We start from the raw sequence: 26,858 nt of genomic DNA on the forward strand, positions 1-26,858 counted from the left end.
TATGACGTGTACGATGTAACGGAGTGGAAGCATGTCTTTAAGCTTGATCCAAATAAAGATTTGCCTGATGAACAACTGGAGATTCTTTGTGAATCGGGAACGGATGCGGTCATTATCGGAGGAAGCGATGGTGTGACAGAGGACAATGTCCTGCGGATGATGTCTAAGGTGAGACGGTTTTTGGTGCCGTGTGTCCTTGAGGTGTCAGCGATTGAAGCGATCGTTCCCGGATTTGACTTATATTTTATTCCGAGTGTATTAAATAGTAAAAACGCGGACTGGATTGTCGGCATGCATCAGAAAGCCATGAAGGAATACGGTGAACTGATGTCAATGGAAGAAATCGCGGCGGAAGGGTACTGCATCGCAAATCCGGATTGCAAAGCCGCGGCATTGACTGAAGCAGATGCTGATTTGAGCATTGACGATATTGCCGCTTATGCGCGTGTATCTGAGCTGCTGCAGCTTCCCATTTTTTATTTGGAATACAGCGGCATGCTTGGCGACATAGAAGCCGTGAAGAAAACGAAGGCTGTATTGGAAACCTCCACCCTGTTTTATGGCGGCGGCATCAAGGATGCGGAAACGGCAAAGCAATATGCAGAGCATGCCGACGTGATCGTTGTGGGCAATGCGGTGTATGAAGATTTTGACCGGGCTTTGAAAACAGTAGCGGCTGTAAAAGGCGAGTAGTAAATTGTACGGATTTGGTTTATGATAGAACATATGTTTTGTATAGGCGGGTGAACGAATTTTGAATTATATTAGCAATCAATTACTAAGCGGATTAAACCCCGTTCAGCAGGAAGCTGTCAAAACAACGGACGGCCCTCTTTTGCTGATGGCGGGAGCGGGAAGCGGAAAGACGCGTGTCCTGACACACAGAATCGCTTACTTAATGGCGGAAAAGCATGTGGCGCCGTGGAACATTCTGGCGATCACATTTACAAATAAAGCGGCGCGAGAAATGAAAGAACGTGTGGAAAGCATCCTCGGACCCGGCGCGGACGATATCTGGATTTCCACATTCCACAGCATGTGCGTGCGGATCTTGCGCAGAGATATCGACCGGATCGGGATCAACCGCAATTTCTCCATTCTTGATACGGCTGACCAGCTTTCAGTAATTAAGGGGATTTTGAAGGAGCGCAATATTGATCCGAAGAAGTTTGACCCGAGAAGCATCCTCGGCACGATCAGCAGTGCGAAAAACGAATTGACCGAACCGGAGGAATTCTCTAAAGTTGCCGGCGGCTACTACGATCAGGTCGTCAGCGATGTATACACAGATTACCAGAAGAAGCTTTTGAAAAACCAATCGCTCGATTTCGACGATTTAATTATGACGACGATTAAACTGTTTGACCGTGTGCCGGAAGTGCTTGAATTTTATCAGCGCAAATTCCAGTATATCCACGTCGATGAGTATCAAGATACGAACAGAGCCCAATACATGCTCGTCAAACAGCTTGCGGAGCGTTTCCAGAACCTTTGCGTTGTCGGGGACTCCGACCAGTCGATTTATAGATGGCGCGGGGCGGATATCGCCAACATCCTTTCTTTTGAAAAAGATTATCCGAATGCAAGCGTGATTTTGCTTGAACAAAACTATCGTTCAACAAAACGGATTTTGCGGGCGGCTAACGAGGTCATTAAAAACAACTCAAACCGCAAACCGAAAAATTTGTGGACGGAGAACGATGAAGGCATCAAAATTTCCTATTACCGCGGAGATAATGAGTTCGGCGAAGGACAGTTTGTGGCCGGTAAAATTCATCAGCTTTACAGCACAGGCAAGCGAAAACTGTCGGATATCGCTATTTTGTACCGGACAAACGCGCAATCCCGTGTGATTGAGGAAACGCTTCTCAAAGCGGGTTTGAACTATAACATTGTCGGCGGCACAAAGTTCTATGACAGAAAAGAAATTAAAGATATTCTCGCGTACCTGCGCCTCGTATCCAATCCGGATGACGATATCAGTTTTACGCGCATTGTTAATGTGCCCAAGCGCGGAGTCGGCGCGACATCACTTGAAAAAATCGCTTCATATGCGGCGATGAACGGCGTGTCCTTTTTCCAAGCGATTCAGCAGGTCGATTTTATCGGTGTCAGTGCCAAGGCGGCCAACGCGCTCGACAGCTTCAGGCAGATGATTGAGAACCTCACCAATATGCAGGATTATTTATCGATTACAGAGCTGACGGAAGAAATTCTTGATAAGACGGAATACAGAGAAATGCTCAAGGCTGAGAAATCAATCGAAGCCCAAAGCCGTTTAGAAAACATTGACGAGTTCCTGTCCGTAACGAAAAACTTTGAACAGAAAAGCGAAGACAAGACACTCGTTGCGTTCCTCACAGATTTGGCGCTGATCGCAGACATCGATCAGCTTGATCAGAAAGAAGAGGAGTCCGGCGGCAAGGATGCAATCACCCTGATGACACTGCACGCCGCAAAAGGACTGGAATTCCCGGTTGTTTTCCTGATGGGGCTTGAAGAAGGTGTCTTCCCGCACAGCCGTTCATTAATGGAGGAAGCGGAAATGGAAGAAGAACGCCGCCTTGCTTACGTTGGGATTACAAGAGCGGAACAGGAGCTTTATCTGACCAACGCCAAAATGCGCACTTTGTTTGGCCGAACAAATATGAACCCGGAATCTCGCTTTATTGCTGAAATACCGGATGATTTATTGGAAAACCTAAATGAGAAAAAAGAAACGAGAGCGCCATCCGCGAGAAAAATGCAGCCGAGACGCGGCCCTGTTTCACGTCCGGTATCCTACGCCAGCAAAACAGGCGGCGACACCTTAAACTGGGCAGTCGGAGATAAAGCGGGCCATAAAAAATGGGGAACAGGAACTGTCGTCAGTGTGAAAGGCGAAGGAGAAGGGACGGAGCTCGATATTGCCTTCCCGAGCCCTGTCGGTGTGAAACGCCTGTTAGCGGCATTCGCCCCTATTGAAAAGCAGTAATTGAAGAGGAAAGGAAGAAACAGATGGACAAAGAAACAGCGAAGCAGCGGGCAGACGAACTGCGCCGCACCATCAACAAGTATAGCTATGAATATTACACCTTAGATGAACCGAGCGTCCCTGATGCCGAATACGACAGATTGATGCAGGAGCTGATTGCGATCGAGGAGGAGCACCCAGACCTCAGAACGCCTGACTCTCCTACGCAGCGTGTCGGCGGTGCCGTGCTTGAAGCGTTTCAGAAAGTCACCCACGGCACGCCAATGCTTAGTCTCGGCAACGCCTTTAATGCTGATGATCTTCGTGATTTCGACCGCCGGGTGCGCCAAGCCGTCGGCGACGATGTGGCGTATAATGTGGAGCTGAAAATAGACGGTCTTGCTGTTTCTCTCCGTTATGAAGACGGCTATTTTGTCAGAGGGGCCACAAGAGGTGACGGCACGACGGGGGAGGATATTACGGAGAATCTGAAGACGATCCGCAGTATCCCCCTCAAAATGAACCGTAAGCTGTCGATCGAAGTGCGCGGAGAGGCGTATATGCCGAAGCGTTCGTTTGAAGCGCTCAATGAGGAACGGATCAGAAATGAAGAAGAACCGTTTGCCAATCCGCGAAATGCAGCCGCTGGCTCACTCAGACAGCTTGATCCGAAAATTGCGGCGAAACGAAACCTCGATATCTTCGTCTACAGTATAGCGGAGCTTGACGAGATGGGTGTGGAGACACAAAGCCAGGGGCTTGATTTTCTCGACGAAATCGGATTTAAAACGAATCAGGAACGTAAGAAATGCGGCAGCATAGAGGAAGTCATTGCGCTGATCGATGAGCTTCAGGCGAAGCGTGCTGACCTCCCGTACGAAATTGACGGCATCGTCATTAAAGTCGATTCTCTTGATCAGCAGGAGGAGCTTGGTTTCACCGCGAAAAGCCCGCGCTGGGCGATCGCGTATAAATTTCCTGCTGAAGAGGTTGTAACAAAGCTTCTCGATATCGAATTAAATGTCGGCAGAACGGGTGTGATTACGCCGACCGCGGTATTGGAGCCGGTAAAAGTTGCCGGCACAACGGTCTCAAGAGCATCCCTTCATAACGAAGATTTAATTAAAGAGAAGGATATTCGGATTTTGGATAAAGTCGTCGTCAAAAAAGCGGGCGATATCATTCCGGAAGTCGTGAATGTCCTCGTTGAACAGCGGACAGGAGAAGAAAAGGAATTCAGCATGCCAACGGAGTGTCCTGAATGCGGCAGTGAGCTCGTCCGCATCGAAGGAGAAGTGGCGCTTCGCTGTATTAATCCGGAATGCCCGGCGCAAATCCGGGAAGGGCTGATCCATTTCGTTTCCCGCAATGCCATGAACATTGACGGGCTCGGCGAGCGAGTCATCACACAGCTGTTTAAGGAAGACCTTGTCCACAATGTGGCGGACTTGTATAAGCTGACGAAGGAACAGGTCATCCAGCTCGAACGCATGGGCGAAAAGTCCACTGAAAACCTGATCAGCTCTATCCAAAAGTCAAAAGAAAATTCGTTAGAGCGTCTGCTGTTCGGTCTTGGCATCCGCTTTATCGGATCAAAGGCAGCAAAAACGCTCGCCATGCATTTTGAAAGCCTTGAAAACCTGAAAAAAGCCTCAAAAGAGGAACTTCTCGCAATCGATGAAATCGGTGAAAAAATGGCTGACGCGGTCATCACTTATTTTCATAAAGAAGAAATGCTTGAACTCCTCGATGAACTTCAAGAGCTGGGCGTAAACACACTCTACAAAGGCCCGAAAAAAGTAAAAGCAGAGGACAGCGATTCTTACTTTGCGGGTAAAACCATTGTTCTGACAGGAAAGCTTGAACAACTGTCAAGAAACGATGCCAAAGCGCAAATCGAAGCGCTCGGCGGCAAACTGACCGGCAGCGTCAGCAAAAACACAGACTTGGTCATCGCTGGAGAAGCGGCGGGAAGCAAGCTGACAAAAGCGCAAGAGCTGAACATTGAAGTATGGAATGAAGAACAGTTAATGGGAGAGCTAAAGAAATAAGAGGAGTGTTTTCTATTGAAAAAGACGTTGGTAATGGCGGCAACGGCGGCAGTGTTAATGCTGTCTGCCTGCTCGTCAGGTTTTGGGGGGAAGAAGGAGGAGGAGATCACACAAAAGACGGCGAAATCGTCAGAAAAAGCGATTGTCCCGAAATATAACATCTCTGACTCCTATTACAAAATGGTGCTGCCGTTTAAGGCAGGAAAGGCGCGCGGCTTAACAACGGAACAGCTGAATACAAGACTTGACATTGATGAGTTTGAAACAGGGCTGATGCGTCTTGCCCAAGATTCTTTCTCGACTGACGATTATCTGTTCCAAGAAGGGCAATATTTAGATGAAGATACTGTATTAAGCTGGCTGGCACGGAAAAAAACAGGCTCTGATCTGAAAAAAGCCGAAAAAGCAGATAAAAACTTTAAAAATGAAGGCTTGAACCCAGCGCTTCCGAGCTCTGGTTCAACAGAAGAAAAGAACCAAAGCAGCCCGGTTTATTTAGCTTCCATGCTGGAGCACGATTATCTAGTCAGAAAAGACAAGAATTCCATTCAGCTTGGCGGTGTGATGATCGGACTGGCGTTAAACTCCGTGTATTATTATCGCGAAAAAACAGGCGATCCTCAAAAAGAAGTGGAGATTAAAGAAAGCACGCTCCGCCAACAAGGAGAAAAAATCGCACAGGAGGTCATTAACCGCCTCCGTAAAAAAGACAACTTGAAGAATGTGCCGATCACAGTCGCGCTTTATAAACAGGCGTCAAAAACATCGATTGTGCCGGGGAACTTCATCGCCAAAACAGAGGTCAAGGCAGGCTCTGCTGATATCTCAAATTGGGATGACATCAATGAAAAATATGTATTCTATCCGGCGGATACAACCACAGCAGAAAAGTACCCGGATGATTCCGAGGTCTTTAAGCGCTTCAAAAACTCAATTGAAGAATATTTCCCGAACTACACAGGCGTTGTCGGTACAGCGCTGTATGAAAATGATGAAATGAAGAAAATAAAGATTGACATCCCAATGCAATTTTACGGAAAAAGTGAAGTTGTCGCGTTTACCCAGTTCTTAACGGGTGAAGTGATGGACTACTACTCCAAGGGCTCAGTTGATGTCGAAGTTAACATCACCTCCTCAGACGGGCAGGAAGCGGTCATTATCCGCAATGCGGGAGATAAAGAGCCGACTGTTCACATTTATGACTGATAAACAAAGCAACCCTTGTGCCAATATGGCACAAGGGTTTTTTATGTTACAATTAACAGGAAAAGGAAGGTGTTTCCGCTTCTGCTAAAACACAAATCAAGGGGAGGTATGTTGATGCTGGCACTCGTGTGAAAACAGTCGATATCAAAACTATAGTAAGGAAAGGAAGTTAAACGTGCATAAAGAAATCAAAAAAATATATCATGAAGAACAGGTTTTGGCAGAGGCAGCGGTGAAATACGGTTTCTCAAAAGGGCAGGCGCGTTTTCTGGCTGATGCGGAAAACTATGTTTATGAATGGATGAAAGACAATCAATCTTATATTTTAAAGATCACCCATACCATTCGGAGAACTACTGATTACATTAAGGGAGAGATGGAATGGCTCCGTCACCTGGCGAAAGGCGGACTTTCAGTTGCCAAACCACTCCCGTCATTGAGCGGAAAAGACGTTGAAGAAGTGCCGGACGGAAACGGCGGGGCCTTTTTAGTGAGAGTGTATGAGAAAGCGCCTGGGCAGAAAGTGGATGAATCGGACTGGAATGAAACGCTATTTTATGAGCTTGGCAGATACACAGGTAAGATGCACAGCCTGACAAAAAGCTACAAACTGACTAATCCCGCTTTTAAAAGACAGGAATGGGATGAAGAGGAGCAATTGAAGCTGAGAAAGTATGTGCCTGAAGATCAGACAAAGGTGTTTCAGCAAGCCGATTCTCTGATGAATGAACTGCGGCGGCTGCCGAAAAGCCGCGACAGCTACGGCTTGGTGCACGCGGACCTTCATCATGGGAATTTCCATTGGGATCATGGCAAAATCACAGCATTTGATTTTGACGATATCGGCTACAATTGGTTCATTAACGATATCAGCATTCTCCTTTACAATGTGCTGTGGTACCCGGTTGTGCCATATGAAGATAAAACTGCGTTTACAGAGGAATTTATGACGCATTTTATGAAAGGGTACTGGGAGGAAAATGATCTTGATCCTGCGTGGCTGAAAAGGATACCTGATTTCCTTCGCCTTCGCCATATGCTGATTTACGGATTGCTGCATCAGATGTTTGACCTTAACACAATTGGAGAAGAGGAAAAAGAAATGCTGGCCGGTTTCAGAAGAGATATAGAGAATCGCACACCGATCACAGCATTTGATTTTTCTGTACTGATGTAGATAAAAAGCCAATGGGATTCATGTCCCATTGGCTTCAGCGTGTCGACAAACCCTTGCATTCGTTGTCAGTCCTGTGCATCGGTGCTCACGAATTAGTACATTCGCTGTGCTCCGATGCTCGTCCTTCCTAGACTTCAAGGGTTTTCAATCACGCTGAAAAAAGATGACAAAATCCTAAAACGTAAACCGTTTTAGGATTTTGTCAACAATCTAAGCCAATGGGATTCATATCCCATTGGCTTTTATAATGTATCACATTTTACGCCGACCACGCCTTCGATGTCTTTAATGTCATAGTAGACATCGGTCGTGTACCTGTTTTTATGGACGCGGACCTTCACTTCCATGATTGGAAATTCCTTTTCGCCCAGGTCGTCGATCCGAACGGAGTGTGTTTTGATATCTCTTCTCTTCATTTCTTTTAAAATCTCTGTCATTTTGTCTTTATCAGAGAGCGACATTCTGATGCGGATGTCTTTTTCCTGCAGGCGGTCGGGACCGATTTTTCTGACCGCCCATGGCAGAAATTCCACACTGATCAGGATGAACAGAAGGCTGGCAAATGCTTCTTTATAAAAACCTGCTCCCGTTGCCAGCCCGAGCCCCGCTGCCCCCCAGATCATAGCTGATGTCGTCAGGCCGGAAATGACATCGTTGCTTTTTCGCAGAATGACACCGGCCCCGATAAATCCGACGCCGGAGATGATTTGTGCCGGCAGACGCAGCGGGTCCATCATGATGCGGTAGTATTTAGGGAAATGATATGCCGCATTAATACTGACGATCGTCAGCATGCATGAGCTGACGGCGATAACGATACAGGTTTTTAATCCGAGCGGCTTATTTTTTAATTCACGCTCAAGCCCGATGACCATGCCAATCAAAGTGGCAATGCCCAGTTTTAATAAAATATTAGGATCAATATACCAGCTCAACAGCAAATTCTCCCTTCTCTAAGATGTTTTTAAATAAATATGATTCTCTCACAGTATTTATAGCAAAACAAGAGCACAAAAGCCACCAAGCGGCGCTTGATGGCTTTTTGTTTACCTTTTGCGTTTTAACAGCTTTTCCATAACCCCGAATAACCGGTAAGAAGCTTTTGCGGGACGTTTTGTGATCATACTGACAATGATGCCGGCGCTCATGCTGAGGATAAACCCAGGAATGATTTCGTACACGCCGGTTGATTTTGCCAGCCCGGTTGTAATCCAGATCAACACGGTCGCAGCCCCGACAATCATCGCAGCGAGCGTGCCCCATTCGTTCATCCGCTTCCAATACAGGCTGAGCAGAATCGCAGGCCCGAAAGCTGAACCAAAGCCGGCCCAGGCATATCCGACCAAATCAAGAATGGAGCTGCTCGGATTCAAGGATAAAAGAATCGCAATAATGGCGATCACTAGTACAGACAGACGCCCGATCATGACCAACTCCTTATCGGAAGCTTTTCGTCTGAAAAACGTCCGGTACACATCCTCTGTCACAGCACTTGCTGTGACTAAGAGCTGTGAGGAGATGGAACTCATAATCGCAGCTAAAATAGCTGACAATAAAAATCCTGTAATTAAAGGGTGGAACAAGATTTTAGAGAAGATAATGAATATCATCTCCGGATCTTTTACAGCAACTCCGAATTTATGGGCATAAGCAACACCGACCAAACCTGTCAAGACAGAACCGAGAACTGAAATGATCATCCAGCTCATGCCGATTCGGCGCGCAGGCTTTAAGTCTTTAATGTTTTTAATGGCCATAAATCGGACGATAATATGAGGCTGCCCGTAGTAGCCCAAGCCCCAGGCTAAATAGGAAATAATGCTAATGACGCTCGCGCCTTTAAAGAGATCCAATAAATGTGGGTTAACAGCGCCAATTTCATGGAAAGCCGGAGCAACGCCGCCCACGTGGGTAAAAGCAACGATCGGCACAAGCACTAGTGCTGCAAACATGATCGCACCCTGCACAAAGTCAGTCAGACTGACAGCAAGGAAACCGCCAAACAATGTGTATAATACGACAACAGCCGTAGTCAAAAGCAAGCCTAATTTGTAATCCGCGCCAAAGGCAGATTCAAACAGCCGTCCGCCCGATACCATACCGGAAGAGGTATACAATGTGAAAAAGATCATGATAACTAAAGCGGATACGATTTTCAGCAGTGATGAAGAATGCTGGAAACGTTTATCAAAGAAATCAGGAATCGTAATCGCATCATCCGCCGCTTCCGTATAAGCACGCAGCCTTGGAGCCAGCAGCAAGTAGTTTGAATACGCTCCGATTGTAAGACCTAAAGCAAGCCATAAGGTAGAAAGCCCTGTCGCAAACATCGCGCCGGGAACACCCATCAGCATCCATCCGCTCATATCCGCCGCACCGGCAGATAAAGCAGTGACAAACGGTCCGAGGCCTCTTCCTCCAAGCATGTAATCGTTGATGTCAGTCGTTTTCTTAAATGCATACCAGCCGATTAACAGCATGGCAATAAAATAAATTCCTAACGATATAATAATTTCAATACTCACGTTTTACCCTCTCTTCATTTCTAATAATGTTGCATCACCTCTCAAATTGATGGTGCCAGTTAAGCAGTCTGGCTCAGTGCAAAACAAAAGAAATTCTTTTGCAGGTGCACTTGGTAACTTAACCTAACAAAGTATTCCCAGCCATTCAAGCGATGAAACCTGGGTGATCAGCAAGAAATACCGGCGTAAACCTAGAAGGGAATAAAGAATAAAACGCTTTCAAAAATAATTAAAGTAAAAATTTTCAGAAAAATATTTCGTTTCTCCTTTGTCTCTTTTTAGTATAAAATATATAGGGTATTGTTTCGAAAACACAGGCTCGCCCTAAGGCGTTGTGTTGCTTTAAAGGGCTTGTTTTTGATATGATCAGTATTATATGACTTAACGGAGAAATATGTGGAGGTGGATCATATGTCACGAATTTCAATAGAAGAAGTAAAGCACGTTGCGCACCTTGCGAGACTTGCAATTACTGACGAAGAAGCAAAAATGTTCACTGAACAGCTTGACAGCATCATTTCATTTGCCGAGGAGCTGAATGAGGTTAATACAGACAATGTGGAGCCTACAACTCACGTGCTGAAAATGAAAAATGTCATGAGAGAAGATGAAGCGGGTAAAGGCCTTCCGGTTGAGGATGTCATGAAAAATGCGCCTGACCATAAAGACGGCTATATTCGTGTGCCATCAATTCTGGACTAAAGGAGGGACACAAGGAATGTCATTATTTGATCACAAAATCACAGAATTAAAACAGCTCATACATAAAAAAGAGATTAAGATTTCTGATCTTGTTGACGAGTCTTATAAACGCATCCAAGCGGTGGATGATAAGGTACAAGCCTTTTTGGCATTAGATGAAGAAAAAGCGCGCGCGTACGCGAAGGAGCTTGACGAGGCGGTTGACAGCCGTACTGAGCACGGTCTTCTCTTCGGTATGCCGATCGGCGTAAAAGATAATATCGTAACAAAAGGGCTGCGCACAACATGCTCCAGCAAAATTCTCGAAAACTTCGATCCGATCTACGATGCTACAGTCGTTCAGCGCCTCCAAGACGCTGAAGCGATCACAATCGGAAAATTGAACATGGACGAATTCGCCATGGGATCATCTACCGAGAACTCAGCTTACAAGCTGACGAAAAACCCTTGGAACCTCGATACAGTTCCCGGCGGTTCAAGCGGCGGTTCAGCTGCTGCGGTCGCTGCGGGAGAAGTTCCGTTTTCACTTGGCTCTGACACAGGCGGCTCCATCCGTCAGCCGGCATCTTTCTGCGGGGTTGTCGGATTAAAGCCTACATACGGACGCGTGTCTCGTTACGGGCTGGTCGCATTTGCGTCTTCATTAGACCAAATCGGACCGATTACTCGTACGGTTGAGGACAACGCATTCTTGCTTCAAGCAATTTCCGGCGTAGATAAAATGGACTCCACGAGCGCAAATGTGGATGTGCCTGATTTTCTTTCTTCATTAACTGGCGATATCAAAGGATTGAAAATCGCTGTTCCGAAAGAATACCTTGGTGAAGGTGTCGGCAAAGAAGCGAGAGAATCTGTTCTTGCCGCGCTGAAAGTGCTTGAAGGCCTCGGCGCTACATGGGAAGAAGTGTCTCTGCCGCACAGTAAATACGCGCTTGCGACATATTACCTGCTGTCTTCATCAGAAGCGTCAGCGAACCTTGCGCGCTTTGACGGCATTCGCTACGGCTACCGCACTGACAATGCGGACAACCTGATCGACCTTTATAAGCAAACACGTTCAGAAGGCTTCGGCGATGAAGTCAAACGCCGGATCATGCTCGGAACGTTCGCTTTAAGCTCAGGCTACTACGATGCGTACTACAAAAAAGCGCAAAAGGTGCGTACGTTGATTAAGAAAGACTTCGAAGACGTATTTGAGAAATATGATGTTATTGTCGGACCAACTACACCGACACCTGCGTTTAAAATCGGTGAAAACACGAAAGATCCGCTCACAATGTACGCAAACGATATCTTAACGATTCCGGTCAACCTTGCGGGCGTACCTGGAATCAGCGTGCCATGCGGATTAGCAGACGGACTTCCGCTCGGACTGCAAATCATCGGAAAACACTTTGATGAAAGCACTGTATACCGCGTTGCTCATGCATTTGAACAAGCGACAGACCATCATAAAGCAAAACCTGAATTGTAAGGGGTGAAAAAAATTGAACTTTGAAACGGTAATCGGACTTGAAGTCCACGTCGAGTTAAAAACAAAATCAAAAATTTTCTCAAGCTCTCCAACGCCGTTCGGCGCGGAGGCGAACACGCAGACAAGCGTCATTGACCTCGGATATCCGGGCGTTCTGCCTGTTCTGAACAAAGAAGCTGTTGAATTCGCAATGAAAGCCGCTATGGCGCTTAACTGTGAGATCGCAACGGATACGAAGTTTGACCGTAAAAACTATTTCTATCCGGACAACCCGAAAGCGTATCAGATTTCTCAATTTGATAAGCCAATCGGCGAAAATGGCTGGATCGAAATTGAAGTCGGCGGAAAAACAAAACGCATCGGCATCACACGCCTTCACCTTGAAGAGGATGCCGGAAAGCTGACGCACACAGGCGACGGCTATTCTCTTGTTGACTTCAACCGTCAGGGAACGCCGCTTGTTGAGATCGTATCTGAGCCGGATATCCGCACGCCGGAAGAAGCGTACGCGTATCTTGAAAAGCTGAAATCCATCATCCAATATACAGGCGTTTCTGACTGTAAAATGGAAGAAGGTTCACTTCGCTGTGACGCCAATATCTCTCTTCGCCCGATCGGCCAAGAGGAATTCGGCACAAAAACAGAATTGAAAAACTTGAACTCCTTTGCGTTTGTTCAAAAAGGCCTTGAGCACGAAGAAAAACGCCAGGAGCAGGTTCTTCTCTCCGGCGGCGTTATCCAGCAGGAAACGCGCCGTTACGACGAAGCAACGAAGAAAACCATTCTCATGCGTGTCAAAGAGGGGTCTGACGACTATCGTTACTTCCCTGAGCCAGACCTTGTCGAGCTCTACATTGATGAGGAATGGAAGGAACGCGTAAAAGCAAGCATTCCTGAGCTTCCGGACGAGCGCCGCAAGCGTTATATCGAAGAGCTTGGCTTGCCTGCATACGATGCGATGGTTCTGACGCTGACAAAAGAAATGGCTGATTTCTTCGAAGAAACCGTACAAAAAGGCGCTGAAGCGAAACAAGCGTCCAACTGGCTGATGGGTGAAGTGTCAGCTTACCTAAACGCTGAGCAAAAAGAGCTTGCCGATGTTGCCCTGACACCTGAAGGCCTTGCCGGCATGATCAAATTGATCGAAAAAGGAACTATTTCTTCCAAGATCGCGAAGAAAGTGTTTAAAGAACTGATTGAAAAAGGCGGCGACGCTGAGAAGATTGTGAAAGAGAAAGGCCTCGTGCAGATTTCTGACGAAGGCGTGCTTCTGAAGCTTGTCACAGAGGCGCTTGACAACAATCCTCAATCAATCGAAGACTTTAAAAACGGGAAAGACCGCGCGATCGGTTTCCTTGTCGGACAGATTATGAAAGCGTCCAAAGGACAAGCCAACCCGCCGATGGTCAACAAAATCCTGCTTGAAGAAATTAAAAAACGCTAATCAAAAAAGCAGCCCGCAGGGGCTGCTTTTTTTGGTCATATCGAGATAAATATAGAAATGGAAGCCCGAAGCTTTTCAACTTCTTCGTCATTGCTTCCGGTCAAATTGGAGAGCATGCCTTTAATAATCGGCTTGCGCGGTTTATCCTGAGCGAGTTCTTCCTCGATAACATCGAGTGACACGGTGATATCCTCGGGCAGCGCGCTGTGTTCTTTTATGTTCTGAATGCTCTCAAGCAATTGGTCTTTCCCCGCAGGCATCGGATTGAAAATGTCTTTTGGCACGATCGGATTGAGAGCTGTATGGCTCAGCCCCTGTACAAGATCATCCAGTCTCTCGACGATAAATGATGAGATTTCTTCTGCATCAATTGTAAGCTCACTGTTAAATACCATCACATTCATATAGGAATGCACAATGCCTCTTGTCATAATAGACAAATCTGCGACGTACCGCTCGATTTTTTCACCATAAGATGCCAGCAAGGCATTGCGGTACAGCTTATCCGTCTCCGTGGTTACTTTGTAAAAGTATTGCTTGATTTCTTGATTTTCCGGAATGATATTTTCGGTAAGCAAAAGAACGATAAAATCTTTATGATCACGAAAATCTTCAAACTGAGCGCCAATTTGCTTTTTCAGCACTTCCTTAGGCGGCTTCCCGGCGAGATCTTCTTCTATAGTTTTCATTTTTTTCATAGACATTCCGATGTAATATTCACAGGCGGATAACAGCAGCGCTTCTTTTGATTTAAAGTGCAAATAAAAAGCGCCCTTTGAGATCCCGCATTCGCTGGCGATTTCCTGGATCGTCGTGGCAGCAAATCCTTTTTTCGCAAACAAATGAATGCTGGTTTTTATGATTTTCTCTTTTTTTTCATTCATGACGTGCTTCCCCTTAACCCTTGAAAAATTTAGTAAAATTTTCTGATATATGAGTTGACGTTGTTGCATTATAACGTTTAGTATTATATAGAATGACCAGTCAGTCAATAAAAAATGTAATGGAGGATATGATGAATCACGTTATTAATTTTGTTCTGAAAAACAAATTCGCTGTATGGCTGATGACGATTATTGTAACGGCAGCCGGCTTGTATGCGGGTATGAATATGAAGCAAGAATCCATTCCTGACGTGAACATGCCTTACCTGACAATCAGCACGACATATCCGGGCGCGACTCCAAGCCAAGTGGCTGATGAGGTGACCAAACCGGTTGAACAAGCGGTGCAGAATTTGGACGGGGTCAGTGTAGTGACTTCAACGTCCTATGAAAACGCATCGTCTGTCATGATTGAATATGACTATGAGAAAGATATGGACAAAGCGAAAACAGAAGCGGCTGAAGCATTAGATAATGTCAGCCTTCCTGATGACGCGAAGGATCCGGAAATTTCACGCTACAGCTTGAACTCCTTCCCGATTCTGACGCTAAGCGTGTCCAGCGATAAAGGCAACCTGCAAGACCTGACAAAACAAGTGGAAGACAGCCTCGTTCCTAAGCTTGAAGGCTTAGAAGGCGTTGCCTCCGTCCAAGTATCAGGCCAGCAGGTGGAAGAGGTTGAATTCTCTTTCAAAGAAGACAAACTGAAAGAATACGGCCTTGATGAAGATACGGTCAAGCAAGTGATTCAAGGTTCAGATGTAACAACTCCGCTAGGATTGTACACATTCGGAAATAAAGAAAAATCTGTCGTTGTCAGCGGAGATATTGAAACCATTAAAGATTTGAAGAATATGAGAATCCCGACGGCATCTGCTTCAAGTGCAGGCGGCAGCGCAGCATCTCAAGCGGCGGCGCAAAGTGCACAAGCTGCAGCGGCGGCACAGGCGCAGCAAAGCGCAAGCACAGATGTGCCGACGGTCAAGCTTTCTGACATTGCCACATTGAAAGATGTGAAAAAAGCTGAATCTGTTTCACGCACAAATGGCAAAGACAGCATCGGTATTAACATCGTCAAAGCAAACGATGCGAATACAGTAGAGGTTGCCGATAATGTCAAAGCCGAGCTGAAGCAGTTCAAAGCAGACCATAAAGGCTTCAACTACAGCGCAACACTCGACATGGCTGAGCCGATCACACAGTCAGTTGAAACGATGTTAAGCAAAGCCATTTTTGGCGCGATTTTTGCGATTGTGATCATTCTCTTATTCTTAAGAGATATCAAATCAACATTAATTTCGATTGTTTCTATTCCATTATCATTGCTCATCGCACTTCTTGTGCTGCAGCAGCTTGATATCACACTGAATATCATGACGCTTGGCGCAATGACTGTTGCGATTGGACGGGTTGTCGATGACTCCATTGTTGTGATCGAGAACATTTACCGCCGCATGAGACTCAAGGATGAGCCGCTCCGCGGAAAAGCCTTAGTGCGTGAAGCGACGAAAGAAATGTTCAAACCGATCATGTCATCGACGATCGTAACAATCGCGGTATTCCTGCCGCTCGCACTTGTAGGCGGACAAATCGGTGAATTGTTTATCCCGTTTGCCTTAACGATTGTATTTGCGCTTGCCGCATCCCTGTTGATTTCGATCACGCTTGTGCCGATGCTCGCACACAGCCTGTTCAAAAAATCATTAACAGGCGCGCCGATTAAAGCGAAAGAGCACAAACCCGGAAGACTTGCAAACATCTATAAAAAAGTATTGAACTGGGCGCTGAGCCATAAATGGATCACGTCTATCATCGCTGTTCTGATGCTCCTTGGAAGCTTGTTCCTTGTACCGTTAATCGGTGCCAGCTACCTGCCGTCCCAAGAAGAAAAAACGGTACAGCTTACTTACAGCCCAGAGCCTGGAGAAACGAAAAAAGAAGCTGAAGATGAAGCTGAAAAAGCGGAAAAAATCCTGCTTGACCGCAAGCATGTTGATACCGTTCAGTATTCATTAGGCTCTGGCAGCCCGCTTGCCGGGGGAGATTCAAACGGTGCGTTATTCTATATCAAATATGAAAGCGACACGCCTGATTTTGATAAAGAAAAAGACAACGTGCTGAAGGAAATCCAAAAGCAATCTGACCGCGGAGAATGGAAGTCACAAAACTTCAGCTCTTCAGGCAATAACAACGAATTAACATACTATGTGTATGGCGATTCAGAAAACGACATTAAAGACACGGTCAACGACATTGAAAAAATCATGAAAGATGAAAAGGATCTGAAGAACGTAAACTCAGGCCTTTCAAGCACATATGATGAGTACACATTTGTCGCTGACCAAGAAAAATTAAGCAAACTCGGTTTAACGGCGTCTCAAATTTCTCAGGCCTTAATGACGCAAACATCACAAAAACCGCTCACAACCGTGAAAAAAGACGGCAAAGAGCTTGATGTGAACATTAAGACTGAAAAAGACCAGTATAAGAGTGTGAAAGATTTAGAGAATAAAAAGATCACATCTGCGACTGGCCAGGAAGTCAAAATCGGCGATGTTGCAAAAGTGAAAGAAGGATCAACATCAGATACTGTTTCAAAACGTGACGGAAAAGTCTATGCAGATGTCACAGGTGAGGTTGCATCTGACAACGTCACAGCCGTATCAGCTGAGGTTCAGAAGAAAGTGGATAAGCTTAACCCTCCTGATAATGTATCGATTGACACAGGAGGCGTATCAGCAGATATTGCTGATTCCTTCACGAAGCTCGGTTTAGCGATGCTGGCAGCAATAGCGATCGTGTACCTTGTGCTCGTAATTACATTCGGCGGAGCACTCGCGCCATTTGCGATCCTGTTCTCATTGCCGTTCACAGTCATCGGTGCCCTTGTCGGACTTTATGTATCAGGTGAAACGATCAGTCTGAACGCCATGATCGGTATGCTCATGCTGATCGGTATCGTTGTCACGAATGCGATTGTCTTGATTGACCGCGTGATTCATAAGGAAGCGGAAGGCCTGTCTACGAGAGAAGCGCTCCTGGAAGCCGGCTCTACACGACTCCGTCCGATCCTGATGACAGCCATCGCGACAATCGGCGCCTTGATTCCATTAGCGCTAGGCTTCGAAGGCGGAAGCCAGGTCATTTCTAAAGGACTCGGCGTAACGGTTATCGGCGGTTTGATCAGTTCAACGCTTCTGACACTCTTAATCGTGCCAATCGTATACGAAGTATTGGCGAAGTTCCGCAAGAAAAAACCGGGAACCGAAGAAGAGTAAGATGATATAACATATACCTCTTAGAATGGACGATGGATAATGCTCCATTCTAAGAGGTTTTTTCTTTCAAAGGAAAAAAGGTTCAGAATGGTTAAATCTTCTTCATCATAAAGAAAAGCGGACTTACCGAGTTATTACTGAACAATACAGAAAGGAGATTCTCTATATTCCCCCTTACAATAAATTGTTATACAAGATTGTCTTTTTAAGGAACTAGGTGTAAAACCATTGGATTTAAATATCTATATTTAGGGATTGCACTCAGATACCTTAATATACACATAAGTTTATAAGATGCCTGGCTGCTACTAAGAAGCTCTTGTGGTAACAGGAAATTCTACAGCTGCTTGTTGGATATTGAAAACATTAATGTTTTTTCATTAGTTGCGACTATGGTTGCTGTTTAACAAAAATATCCTATGTTACGCTTTGTTAAAGATAGAGACCTTTTGCATAATTAGGAGGTAATTATGAAACCTGAAGGAAATAGTGAGCCAAACCCTAAGGTAATAAAATGGCTAACCTGGATCATACCGATAGTAATTATAGGATTAATATTTCTTCTTAAAAATATTGAAAATCCCATCACTAATTTCTTATTTTATATTGTGTGTGCAGGTGTTATTATCTTAGTACTTTTCAGCATCATTAAAGAGAAAAAAGCAAAAAACAAATAAAAGCAGATTTTTACTTGCTTAGCTTGTCGATAATGGTTATGTCATCGGCAAGTATTTTTATGTCTGACTATAGAGGTTTACCATGTTGTCGAAGTACCCAATCTGACTTGAGGGAATGTCCTCAAATGATCTCTTTGACTGGTACATGTGAAGGCAGTAAGGATTTTCCGCGCAAGTTCATTTTCAATGTTGTTCGTTTCGGCTGACTAGTTCATGAGTCCTTCACTCTTAATCATGCCGATCGCATATGAAGTATTGGCGAAGTTCCCCAAGAAACGGGAACGGAGCAAAAAAACAAAATCCTCGTATTTGTTGCCATACCTGCGCGTCGGTGCTCACGTAAAAAGACCTCCTGCTCAAACGCCGCTGTCACCGCATCGGTGGAACTCTGCTCTTCATAGACTACAAGGGTTTTCAATCAAGCTGAAAGGATGGAAAGAATGACAAAAGTACAAAACAAGAATCAGTTTTATGCGTTTTTACCTGTAAGATTATGTACATTTTGTTGCGATTTTTTTAACTCATAGTATAATTAAAGGTTGTTAGTGTAAAAATTGATCGGATACTCTTAAGTAGGATGATGAGATAATGAAACGTGCACGCATAATATACAATCCGACTTCGGGACGGGAGATTTTTAAAAAGCATCTTGCCCAGGTCCTGCAAAAATTTGAACAAGCCGGCTATGAAACCTCCACCCATGCGACAACATGCGCGGGAGACGCAACACACGCCGCCAAGGATGCGGCATTGCGTGAGTTTGACCTGATCATTGCGGCAGGCGGGGACGGAACGATCAACGAGGTCGTTAACGGGCTTGCGCCTTTAGAAAACCGTCCGACACTCGGAGTCATTCCTGTCGGCACAACGAACGACTTCGCCAGAGCGCTCGGCATTCCGCGTGAGGATATTTTAAAAGCGGCAGATACGGTCATTAACGGCGTTTCCCGCCCGATTGATATCGGACAGGTGAACGGCCAGTATTTTATCAATATCGCCGGAGGAGGCCGTCTGACGGAGCTGACGTACGACGTGCCAAGCAAACTGAAAACGATGCTCGGCCAGCTTGCTTATTATTTAAAGGGAATGGAAATGCTGCCTTCACTTCGTCCGACAGAAGTCGAGATTGAATATGACGGCAAGCTGTTTCAAGGTGAAATCATGCTGTTTTTGGTCACGCTGACAAACTCCGTCGGCGGGTTCGAAAAACTCGCGCCGGATTCCAGCCTGAATGACGGCATGTTTGATTTGGTTATATTAAAGAAAGCGAATCTAGCTGAATTTATCAGGGTCGCAACGATGGCGCTTCGCGGCGAACACATCAACGACCAGCACATTATTTATACAAAAGCGAACCGCGTGAAAGTCAATGTATCAGAAAAGATGCAGCTGAACCTGGACGGCGAGTACGGCGGCATGCTGCCCGGCGAATTCGTGAATTTGTATCGGCACATTCACGTCATCATGCCGAAGGAGAAAGCGGAACAGCTGGATGACTAAAAACTTGGCTTTGTAAGCCAAGCTCAGAATGTTGACAAAATCCTAAAACAGTTTTCGTTTTAGGATTTTGTCATCTTTTCAGCGTGATTGAAAACCTTTGAAGTCTAGGAAGGACGAGCATCGGGCGCACTTCCGCAGGATGCGGTGACAGCGGCGTTTGAGCAGGACGCTCTAGTTTTTAGCCGCTGATCTTTTTACGTGAGCACCGAAGCACAGGACTGACAACGAATGCGAAGGTTTGCCTACACGCTGAAACTTGGCTTGAATAGGCCAAGTTTTTCTTTCGCTTAAAACAAGAGGTGAACATACATGAAAATGAAACCCCCAGTAGAAAAAAATGAATACTACGACGTGACATTTGAGGATTTGACTCACGAAGGAGCGGGCGTCGCAAAGGTGCAGGGCTTCCCGATCTTCGTGCCGAACGCTCTTCCGGAGGAAAAAGCCCAAATCAAAGTGACACGCGTCAAAAAAGGGTTCGCTTTCGGCCGCCTGATCGAGCTGAAGGAAGAAAGCCCTCATAGAACCGACGCCCCATGCCCGATTTACAAACAATGCGGAGGCTGCCAGCTTCAGCACATGACGTACGAAGGCCAGCTCTTGTTTAAACAGAAACAAGTCAAAGACGTCTTAGAACGCATCGGCAAGCTGGACCTGTCAAACGTCACCGTGCACCCGACACTCGGCATGGAAGACCCGTGGAACTACAGAAACAAAGCACAGGTGCCGGTAGGAGAACGAGAAGGCGGACTCGTCGCCGGATTCTATCAGCAAAGAAGCCATGACATCATTGACATGAGCGCTTGCCTGATCCAGCAATCCAAAAACGACGAAGCCGTCCAAGCCGTCAAAGACATCTGTGCAAATTACGGCATCAAAGCCTACAACGAAGAACGCCACAAAGGCTGGCTCCGCCACATTATGGTCAGATACGGCGTCGTTACAGGCGAAATGATGATCGTCTTCATCACAAGAACAAACGACTTCCCGCACAAAGCGAGGATCATTGAAGACATCACAGCGCAATTCCCGCACGTCAAATCCATCGTGCAAAACATCAACCCGAACAAAACAAACGTGATCTTTGGGGACGAAACAAACGTCATCTGGGGCGAAGAATACATCTACGACCTCATCGGAGACGTCAAATTCGCCATCTCCGCCAGATCGTTCTACCAGGTCAACCCAGAGCAAACCAAAGTGCTCTACGACAAAGCGCTGGAGTATGCTGAGCTGCAAGGGGAAGAAACTGTCATCGATGCCTACTGCGGCATCGGCACGATTTCTCTATTTCTGGCAAAGCAGGCGAGAAAAGTGTACGGCGTAGAAATAGTGCCTGAAGCAATTGAAGATGCTAAAAGAAACGCTGAATTAAACGGCATCACAAACGCAGAGTTCGCGGTCGGTGAAGCGGAAACCGTGATTCCAAAGTGGTACGAAGAAGGCATTACGGCCGACACGCTCGTCGTCGACCCGCCAAGAAAAGGCTGCGACGAAGCCCTCCTGCGCACGATTGTGGAGATGAAACCGAAGCGGGTGGTGTATGTGTCGTGTAATCCTGGCACGCTTGCAAGAGATTTGCGAGTGCTTGAGGATGGCGGGTATCAGACGCGCGAAGTGCAGCCTGTGGATATGTTTCCGCATACGAATCATGTGGAGTGTTGTGCATTGCTTGTACTAAACGACGAATAATCAACACTAAAAAAAGAAATTATAAATCAGACCTAGAATTCATGAGAATTATTGAGTAAAAAAGAAGATATATAGTGATCCGAGAACCTTTAAAAAATTCTCGGACTTCCATCTTCTTTTATTTCTTTCTATTCGTTCTATAAGTTTGTGTACCATTTTTTCATCGAGGACAGTTTTTTTAGTGATTCCTTAATTTGCTGAATCAGCTTTGATAGGCCATCGTTTTATCTTTAATCAAGCAACCTTTTTTCTAATGTTACTCTTTCTTCATTAGCTCTTTAATCTGTAAATTTTTGTAATCAATGAGCATTTTGTATTCCTCATATTGAATCTCACCACGTATGTTCCTCCTGATGATTAATTCATCCAATGAGGTATATGTTTTTAGTGCTTGCTTGGACTGTAATATGATTTTACAGAAGCCTATATTAAAAAATCAAAGTTATTTTTTGAAAAGACCGCTATATTATCTTCTCTCTTCTGTAAAGGGTATTAGAGCTATTTATTGTTCAAAAAATTACCCTATACTTGCCAAGTTTAGTTTTATGTCTGTTAAATATACAAACATAAAGAAGGGGATTTATGGAAATCCCTATTAAAACCATTTCTGATGAGAAGGCTAAATAGATTGGGAATGCCCCTTTGCTTTGATAACAAAGATTTAGAGCATACATAAACTTTATAGTGGAAGACAAAACTTATTGTTTGAAATTGTTTTATGCAAGTAGTTTTCTTTTGGATAATATTGAAAGGGGAATGATTCGTAATTGTGAACCGGATTAGCGAGATTACAAAGCGTGATATTCTTGATTTGTTTCAAAACGGAATGGATATAGAAGAAATATTTGAAACGAAAAAAGTTACTTATCCTTATTCCGGACAAATGGATGAGATTGAATTTCTAAAAAGATTATATGATTTAAAAAGTATGCCAAGTTCTGATTATAGATTTTCAGATGCTGAAGGTGATATATGGCAACACACGATAAACAATAATGATTACCCATATTGTTGGGTGTTTGAGGACGAACGGTTTCATTTAAAAGATGGGAACGATGAAATATACTTGAGATTTATTTGTGAAATATTTCATCCGGCAGTTAGAATTGAAAAAGGGTATTGGATGGATTTTCTTACTGAGATAAATAAATTATTACAGCATGATGGCTATGAACTATATCCTGCCGAGAAAATCTCCAACCGTGATGTGTATAGTTGGAGAATATATCAAGCAGAAAATTACATGTTTGTTCCTTTTTCTCAAAGAAATAAGAAAGCGATAAAGCAGAAAGAAATAGTATTTAAAATTAAACGGGAAGCAAGAAATCAAATTTACAAAATCTTTGAGAAATATGATTCCAGAATTAGAAAGGTAAGCGAAACGGGATGGGAATATGATGTTTTAGTAAGTGAAGAAATTCTTCAAGATATAAAGATGTTTTATACTCCCAAATGCTTTAATAAAGAGAATAAATATGTCGAAACTGATAGCCCCAAAGAATTTGTCCTGTCCACTTCGCCTTATAATGTGATAGATGCAATAGAGTTTTTTGAAAAGTACTGTAATAGTGATCTTGCGGCAGATATTAATACAATATTTAATTTGAATAGTATTTCTCTGAGGTTAAATAATGGAAAAATTGAAAGCTTGGTAACTAGTCACATAACAAATAGTTCATGGGCTTCGATTGGCGAGGCAGGACTGAAAGAACTACTTCAGGAAGCTAGTAGGTATTATGAGAAAGAGAATTTAAATATTGCTGTTGAAAAACTTTGGGATGCTTTGGAAAGACTAAAGACATATTATTCACCAACGCTAGATAAGAAAAAATCAATAAATAGAATTACTGAAGATATGAGTAGTAACAAGGAACCCTTTAAAAAATTATTTGAAAATGAATTTCACGAGCTTACAAAAATCGGAAACAACTTTAGGATCCGTCATCACGAAACCACAAAAGTTGATATTGAGGATAATAGACATTACCATTATTTTTACAAGCGTTGCCTTTCTTTAATCACGACCGCCATTCGATATTTGGATAATGGAGGAGTGATTTAATATAACTGTTAATAGAACAATTTTCGGCTACTATAGTGAGAATGTCACTATTTTATTGATTAAAGGGAAGTGAGAGACTTAAATGATTGTTGCTTCCTGTACAGAACTATATGATTACATTTAACCTTTCCTCTATCAGTAAAAGAATATTACGTTTACATATTTATTGATATATTCTTATGAAATAGAGTTAGTTAAAATAAATGTTAATATTATTAGAGAAAGCAAAAAGGTAGACAGAATCAACGGAACTCACATTAAAAAATTAAGATTGAGGAATGAGTGATTAACAAGAGTAATACAGATACAAAAGTTTGGCAATCCTATCTCTCAATGCTTTTTTTCAATTAATAGACTGGTTAAAACATAAATACTCGAAGAGAAATAATAGATTTGATAGGAGAGAAGGCTATGAAATTATAGCAAAAGAAGTAAACGGCCTTTTCTTTTCATCGACTTATATTGGCTTGAAAATAAACATTTTGAATAATTTCCAAAAACTCTCATTTATAAACAGGAATTGTCCGATTTCAATTTTGTTTAATAAAAGAAAAACAATAGATTAATACAAAAAGCTGCTACAGTAAGTTGGCAGTTTTTGTAATTAAGGGCACTTATTGTCTATCTCTATCTTAAAAGTTACGAATTAATAATTAGGACCTTTTTAAATAGAAATTTAAATAATAATAGTGCATATTTGTTAGAAAGATAGGTGGATTTTCTATAATGGTAATAATTACGTGAATTTTAAAAACCAATTACATCCTGCATTTTTAGATGTGAGTAATATTCCTCGCAAAAGCTGCTAAATTCCTCGTACACTTCGGTATTCATCATGGTGCTCTTGTTAGCATACTTTAAACCCTTGTTGTAGATTCGTTTATTAAGAAAAAGGAACTCTTTTTCTTCAACATGTTTAATTGGCTTTTTTAGAGCATCGTGGATGTTCCTAGGATTTAAAAATTCTTTCTTGAGTGGAGAGTATTTTTTGTCAGCTTTATAATACAGATAGTCCCCTTCATGCATCTATTTCATATTTACTGATATAACTGAAGGAATACCGATTTGTTTACTGAATTATTTTTAATCATAGTCGTGTAAAAGGATTATTAACTTCTTGTACTCTTTCTGATAATTGCATTTGTAAAAAAGGTTTCTTTGTCCATATGCACATCCTCTTTCATTTTTTGAAGATAAAATATTATAGTTATAAAACAATATAATATATTACAAGGTATGAAAAATTTTTAACAAAAAAATGGACCGCACTATAGTGAAGCCCATTTTTTAAAAACTATACTTCTAAAGGAACTTGATCCTTATTACTGTTATCTGTGTTTATTGTGTCTAAACTGTGTTCTTTATTTAAATGTTCTTTCTTGTATGTGTCTATTATAAAGTTCATATTATCTAAGACCGATTTAAATCTATCAAAGTTAATATTGGAATAGTCAGATTCAACATACTTTGAGAAGATCTCTTTGCCATAGTATTTTGAGTGATCATAGTCATTCTCTTTAGTGAATTCTTTTCCATCAATTATTTGTGAAAGAGCACCATCATCAAATAAGTCCTCTATATCACATTCTGATTTTCCTTTTACTAAAGGTACAGTTAAGAGGTATAGATTATCTACGATATCAACCATATAATCATTGCTTAATTTGGTCTTCTTTTTAAAATTAAGCTTTGCATGATTAAGAAAACTACCTATAGGTTTTTTTCCCTCGCTTTTAATTTCATTATCAAACATTAAAATTACAGGGTTTTCCGGTGAAGTGTTACTTAATTCCTTGAAAATACGCAGATAATTAGGAGTAGACTTGTTCCTTTTTCTATCATTATAAAAATCATAAATATTATTTAGTGCACTGCCGCCATCCTGGTTAATCTTTAGAAAGTATGCTAATCTCTTTGTTTTTTTTAGAAAAGATACTTTGAACTCAAATGTTCCATCACTATTTCTATTGATTAAATTAGGATATTCTGCATAGAGATTCTTTAATGCCGATTTTAAATACGCTATATCCGTTTTACCTTCCGTTACAATTAATGGTTTGGAATTAGCAAAAAAATATTTATAAAATAGAAACTTTTGATACTGTAATTCTCTCGAACTTAAATTATAAAAAGTATGTTTTTCACCATCTATTTTGTTATTGTACCAAGTTAGTTGATTTATAAAGGAAAATCTTCCTTCTAACTGATTAGGGGTGGCGGGTTCACCATTAATTTCAAACTTTCCATGTGTATAGAGTTGATGAGCCATTGCTCTGGTTTCCTTGTAATAAATCCTATTTACATTTATTTTTTTGTTAACAACAAGTCCAGTTACCACCTGTCTAGAATCCCTAAACTGTAACCTGTTCTTTTTATCATTAATTTTAAATCCAGAGTTTGTTATCTCTTCAGATATTTCTTCATAGAATTCCGTTTGTAGATTTGAAAAATTTTTATCATTGGTCGAAAACGTTAAGTCATCCGCATAACGTGTATAATACAGTTTATATTTCTTTGCAATTTTCATTATTCTTCGATCAAGTATCTCACTAATTAAGTTTGAGATGATAGGAGACGTTGGAGCACCTTGAGGTAGCTTTCCATCATAACATGATATTTGTGCTATAACTGTGGCTACTTTCATAGGTAGGAGGAAATTTTTATTGTTAGCAAAAAAACCTCTGACACGACCAAAATGAAAACTTTCAAAGTAGTTTTCTAAATCAATATTCAAAACAAATCTTTTATTACGATGTATTTTTGCGTTTGTTATAATACTCTTGTCTTTTTTAAATGCATGAGAGATGTTGTTATTATTCTGCTTTTTTTCCCTATGTTTGTATAGGGCTTCTGCAAGTTTTCTTTGAATTTCTTTTAGTTCGTCTGTTGGAGCTTTAATTTTACGTATGCCACCATTTTTCTTACTTATATCAAACGATGTGTATGAATTATTAACGTCTTTAAAATACAATAAGTAACTAAGCTGACTTTTTGGAATTTTCAGAAAATCTGCAAGGTCGTTTCGTGTTTCTATATCGTTAAATTTCATTATCTAATACTCCCTCAATTAATAACGTGTGGCTACTCATTAGGCGTTGAAAACTGTACACATCAGCAAATTTACCGACATGGTAATACGGAGAGTCGGAGAAGCAAATGCCTCTACCATTTTTGTCAACACTTGCGAAACACAAGCGAAAAAATCTAGCCACACGCATATAAGATTATACACT

Annotated in this window: 16 protein-coding genes and 1 pseudogene; 13 read left to right on the forward strand and 4 right to left on the reverse strand. The window is 42.9% G+C overall.

Translation table 11 applies throughout. The features are described 5' to 3' along the window. Positions 1-6: 6 nt before the first annotated feature. The 5 genes from pcrB to G4P54_RS03620 all read left to right on the forward strand — a co-directional run bounded on the left by pcrB (position 7) and on the right by G4P54_RS03620 (position 7,387). Positions 7-693 carry a heptaprenylglyceryl phosphate synthase gene (gene pcrB, locus G4P54_RS03600; protein WP_024715834.1) on the forward strand — a complete coding sequence of 229 codons (687 nt, stop codon included), beginning with the start codon at positions 7-9 and terminating at the stop codon, positions 691-693. Positions 694-754: 61 nt separating this feature from the next. Beyond that, entirely contained in the window at positions 755-2,974 is a 2,220-nt protein-coding gene (gene pcrA, locus G4P54_RS03605) for a DNA helicase PcrA (RefSeq protein WP_024715833.1), read from the forward strand. Positions 2,975-2,997: 23 nt separating this feature from the next. After that, on the forward strand, positions 2,998-5,004 hold the full coding sequence (gene ligA / locus G4P54_RS03610; RefSeq protein ID WP_167871794.1) for an NAD-dependent DNA ligase LigA: 2,007 nt from the start codon (positions 2,998-3,000) through the stop codon (positions 5,002-5,004). A gap of 15 nt (positions 5,005-5,019) precedes the next feature. Then, on the forward strand, positions 5,020-6,210 hold the full coding sequence (locus tag G4P54_RS03615; protein WP_167871795.1) for a CamS family sex pheromone protein: 1,191 nt from the start codon (positions 5,020-5,022) through the stop codon (positions 6,208-6,210). Between the two features lie 175 nt (positions 6,211-6,385). Then, positions 6,386-7,387 carry a phosphotransferase enzyme family protein gene (locus tag G4P54_RS03620; RefSeq protein ID WP_167871796.1) on the forward strand — a complete coding sequence of 334 codons (1,002 nt, stop codon included), beginning with the start codon at positions 6,386-6,388 and terminating at the stop codon, positions 7,385-7,387. Positions 7,388-7,629: 242 nt separating this feature from the next. Here the strand turns inward: G4P54_RS03620 and G4P54_RS03625 are convergent, their stop codons facing one another. Together G4P54_RS03625 and opuE are read right to left on the reverse strand one after the other, a co-directional pair. After that, positions 7,630-8,328 carry an MgtC/SapB family protein gene (locus G4P54_RS03625; RefSeq protein WP_167871797.1) on the reverse strand — a complete coding sequence of 233 codons (699 nt, stop codon included), beginning with the start codon at positions 8,326-8,328 and terminating at the stop codon, positions 7,630-7,632. Between the two features lie 105 nt (positions 8,329-8,433). Then, complete coding sequence (gene opuE / locus G4P54_RS03630) at positions 8,434-9,912, reverse strand: proline transporter OpuE (RefSeq protein ID WP_167871798.1); 1,479 nt, start codon at positions 9,910-9,912, stop codon at positions 8,434-8,436. Between the two features lie 411 nt (positions 9,913-10,323). Here opuE and gatC point away from each other — a divergent pair, with 411 nt between their 5' ends. The 3 genes from gatC to gatB are packed head-to-tail and all read left to right on the forward strand — an operon-like array spanning position 10,324 to position 13,532. Continuing rightward, a complete protein-coding gene (gatC, locus tag G4P54_RS03635) occupies positions 10,324-10,614 on the forward strand; it encodes an Asp-tRNA(Asn)/Glu-tRNA(Gln) amidotransferase subunit GatC (protein WP_024715828.1) in 291 nt (96 codons plus the stop codon). A gap of 16 nt (positions 10,615-10,630) precedes the next feature. After that, complete coding sequence (gene gatA, locus G4P54_RS03640; RefSeq protein WP_024715827.1) at positions 10,631-12,088, forward strand: Asp-tRNA(Asn)/Glu-tRNA(Gln) amidotransferase subunit GatA; 1,458 nt, start codon at positions 10,631-10,633, stop codon at positions 12,086-12,088. Positions 12,089-12,101: 13 nt separating this feature from the next. Continuing rightward, positions 12,102-13,532, forward strand: a complete 1,431-nt coding sequence (gene gatB / locus G4P54_RS03645) for an Asp-tRNA(Asn)/Glu-tRNA(Gln) amidotransferase subunit GatB (protein ID WP_167871799.1) — start codon at positions 12,102-12,104, stop codon at positions 13,530-13,532. Here the strand turns inward: gatB and G4P54_RS03650 are convergent. Continuing rightward, a pseudogene (locus G4P54_RS03650) lies at positions 13,519-14,416 on the reverse strand (TetR/AcrR family transcriptional regulator). The gene gatB and the pseudogene G4P54_RS03650 overlap by 14 nt on opposite strands. A 131-nt stretch (positions 14,417-14,547) precedes the next feature. Here G4P54_RS03650 and srfP point away from each other — a divergent pair. The 5 genes from srfP to G4P54_RS03675 all read left to right on the forward strand — a co-directional run bounded on the left by srfP (position 14,548) and on the right by G4P54_RS03675 (position 23,625). Next, positions 14,548-17,694, forward strand: coding sequence for a surfactin resistance protein SrfP (gene srfP, locus G4P54_RS03655; RefSeq protein ID WP_167873815.1), 3,147 nt, complete (start codon positions 14,548-14,550; stop codon positions 17,692-17,694). 470 nt (positions 17,695-18,164) lie between these two features. Further along, a complete protein-coding gene (locus G4P54_RS03660; RefSeq protein WP_167871801.1) occupies positions 18,165-18,371 on the forward strand; it encodes a hypothetical protein in 207 nt (68 codons plus the stop codon). A gap of 588 nt (positions 18,372-18,959) precedes the next feature. Continuing rightward, on the forward strand, positions 18,960-19,871 hold the full coding sequence (locus G4P54_RS03665) for a diacylglycerol kinase (RefSeq protein WP_167871802.1): 912 nt from the start codon (positions 18,960-18,962) through the stop codon (positions 19,869-19,871). Between the two features lie 309 nt (positions 19,872-20,180). Further along, a complete protein-coding gene (gene rlmD / locus G4P54_RS03670) occupies positions 20,181-21,563 on the forward strand; it encodes a 23S rRNA (uracil(1939)-C(5))-methyltransferase RlmD (RefSeq protein WP_167871803.1) in 1,383 nt (460 codons plus the stop codon). 769 nt (positions 21,564-22,332) lie between these two features. Then, positions 22,333-23,625, forward strand: coding sequence for an AbiJ-related protein (locus G4P54_RS03675; RefSeq protein ID WP_167871804.1), 1,293 nt, complete (start codon positions 22,333-22,335; stop codon positions 23,623-23,625). A gap of 1,294 nt (positions 23,626-24,919) precedes the next feature. Here the strand turns inward: G4P54_RS03675 and G4P54_RS03680 are convergent. Next, positions 24,920-26,674, reverse strand: coding sequence for a retron Ec67 family RNA-directed DNA polymerase/endonuclease (locus tag G4P54_RS03680; RefSeq protein WP_240939732.1), 1,755 nt, complete (start codon positions 26,672-26,674; stop codon positions 24,920-24,922). Positions 26,675-26,858: the final 184 nt, after the last annotated feature.

Source organism: Bacillus tequilensis, assembly GCF_012225885.1.
Lineage (GTDB): Bacteria > Bacillota > Bacilli > Bacillales > Bacillaceae > Bacillus > Bacillus tequilensis.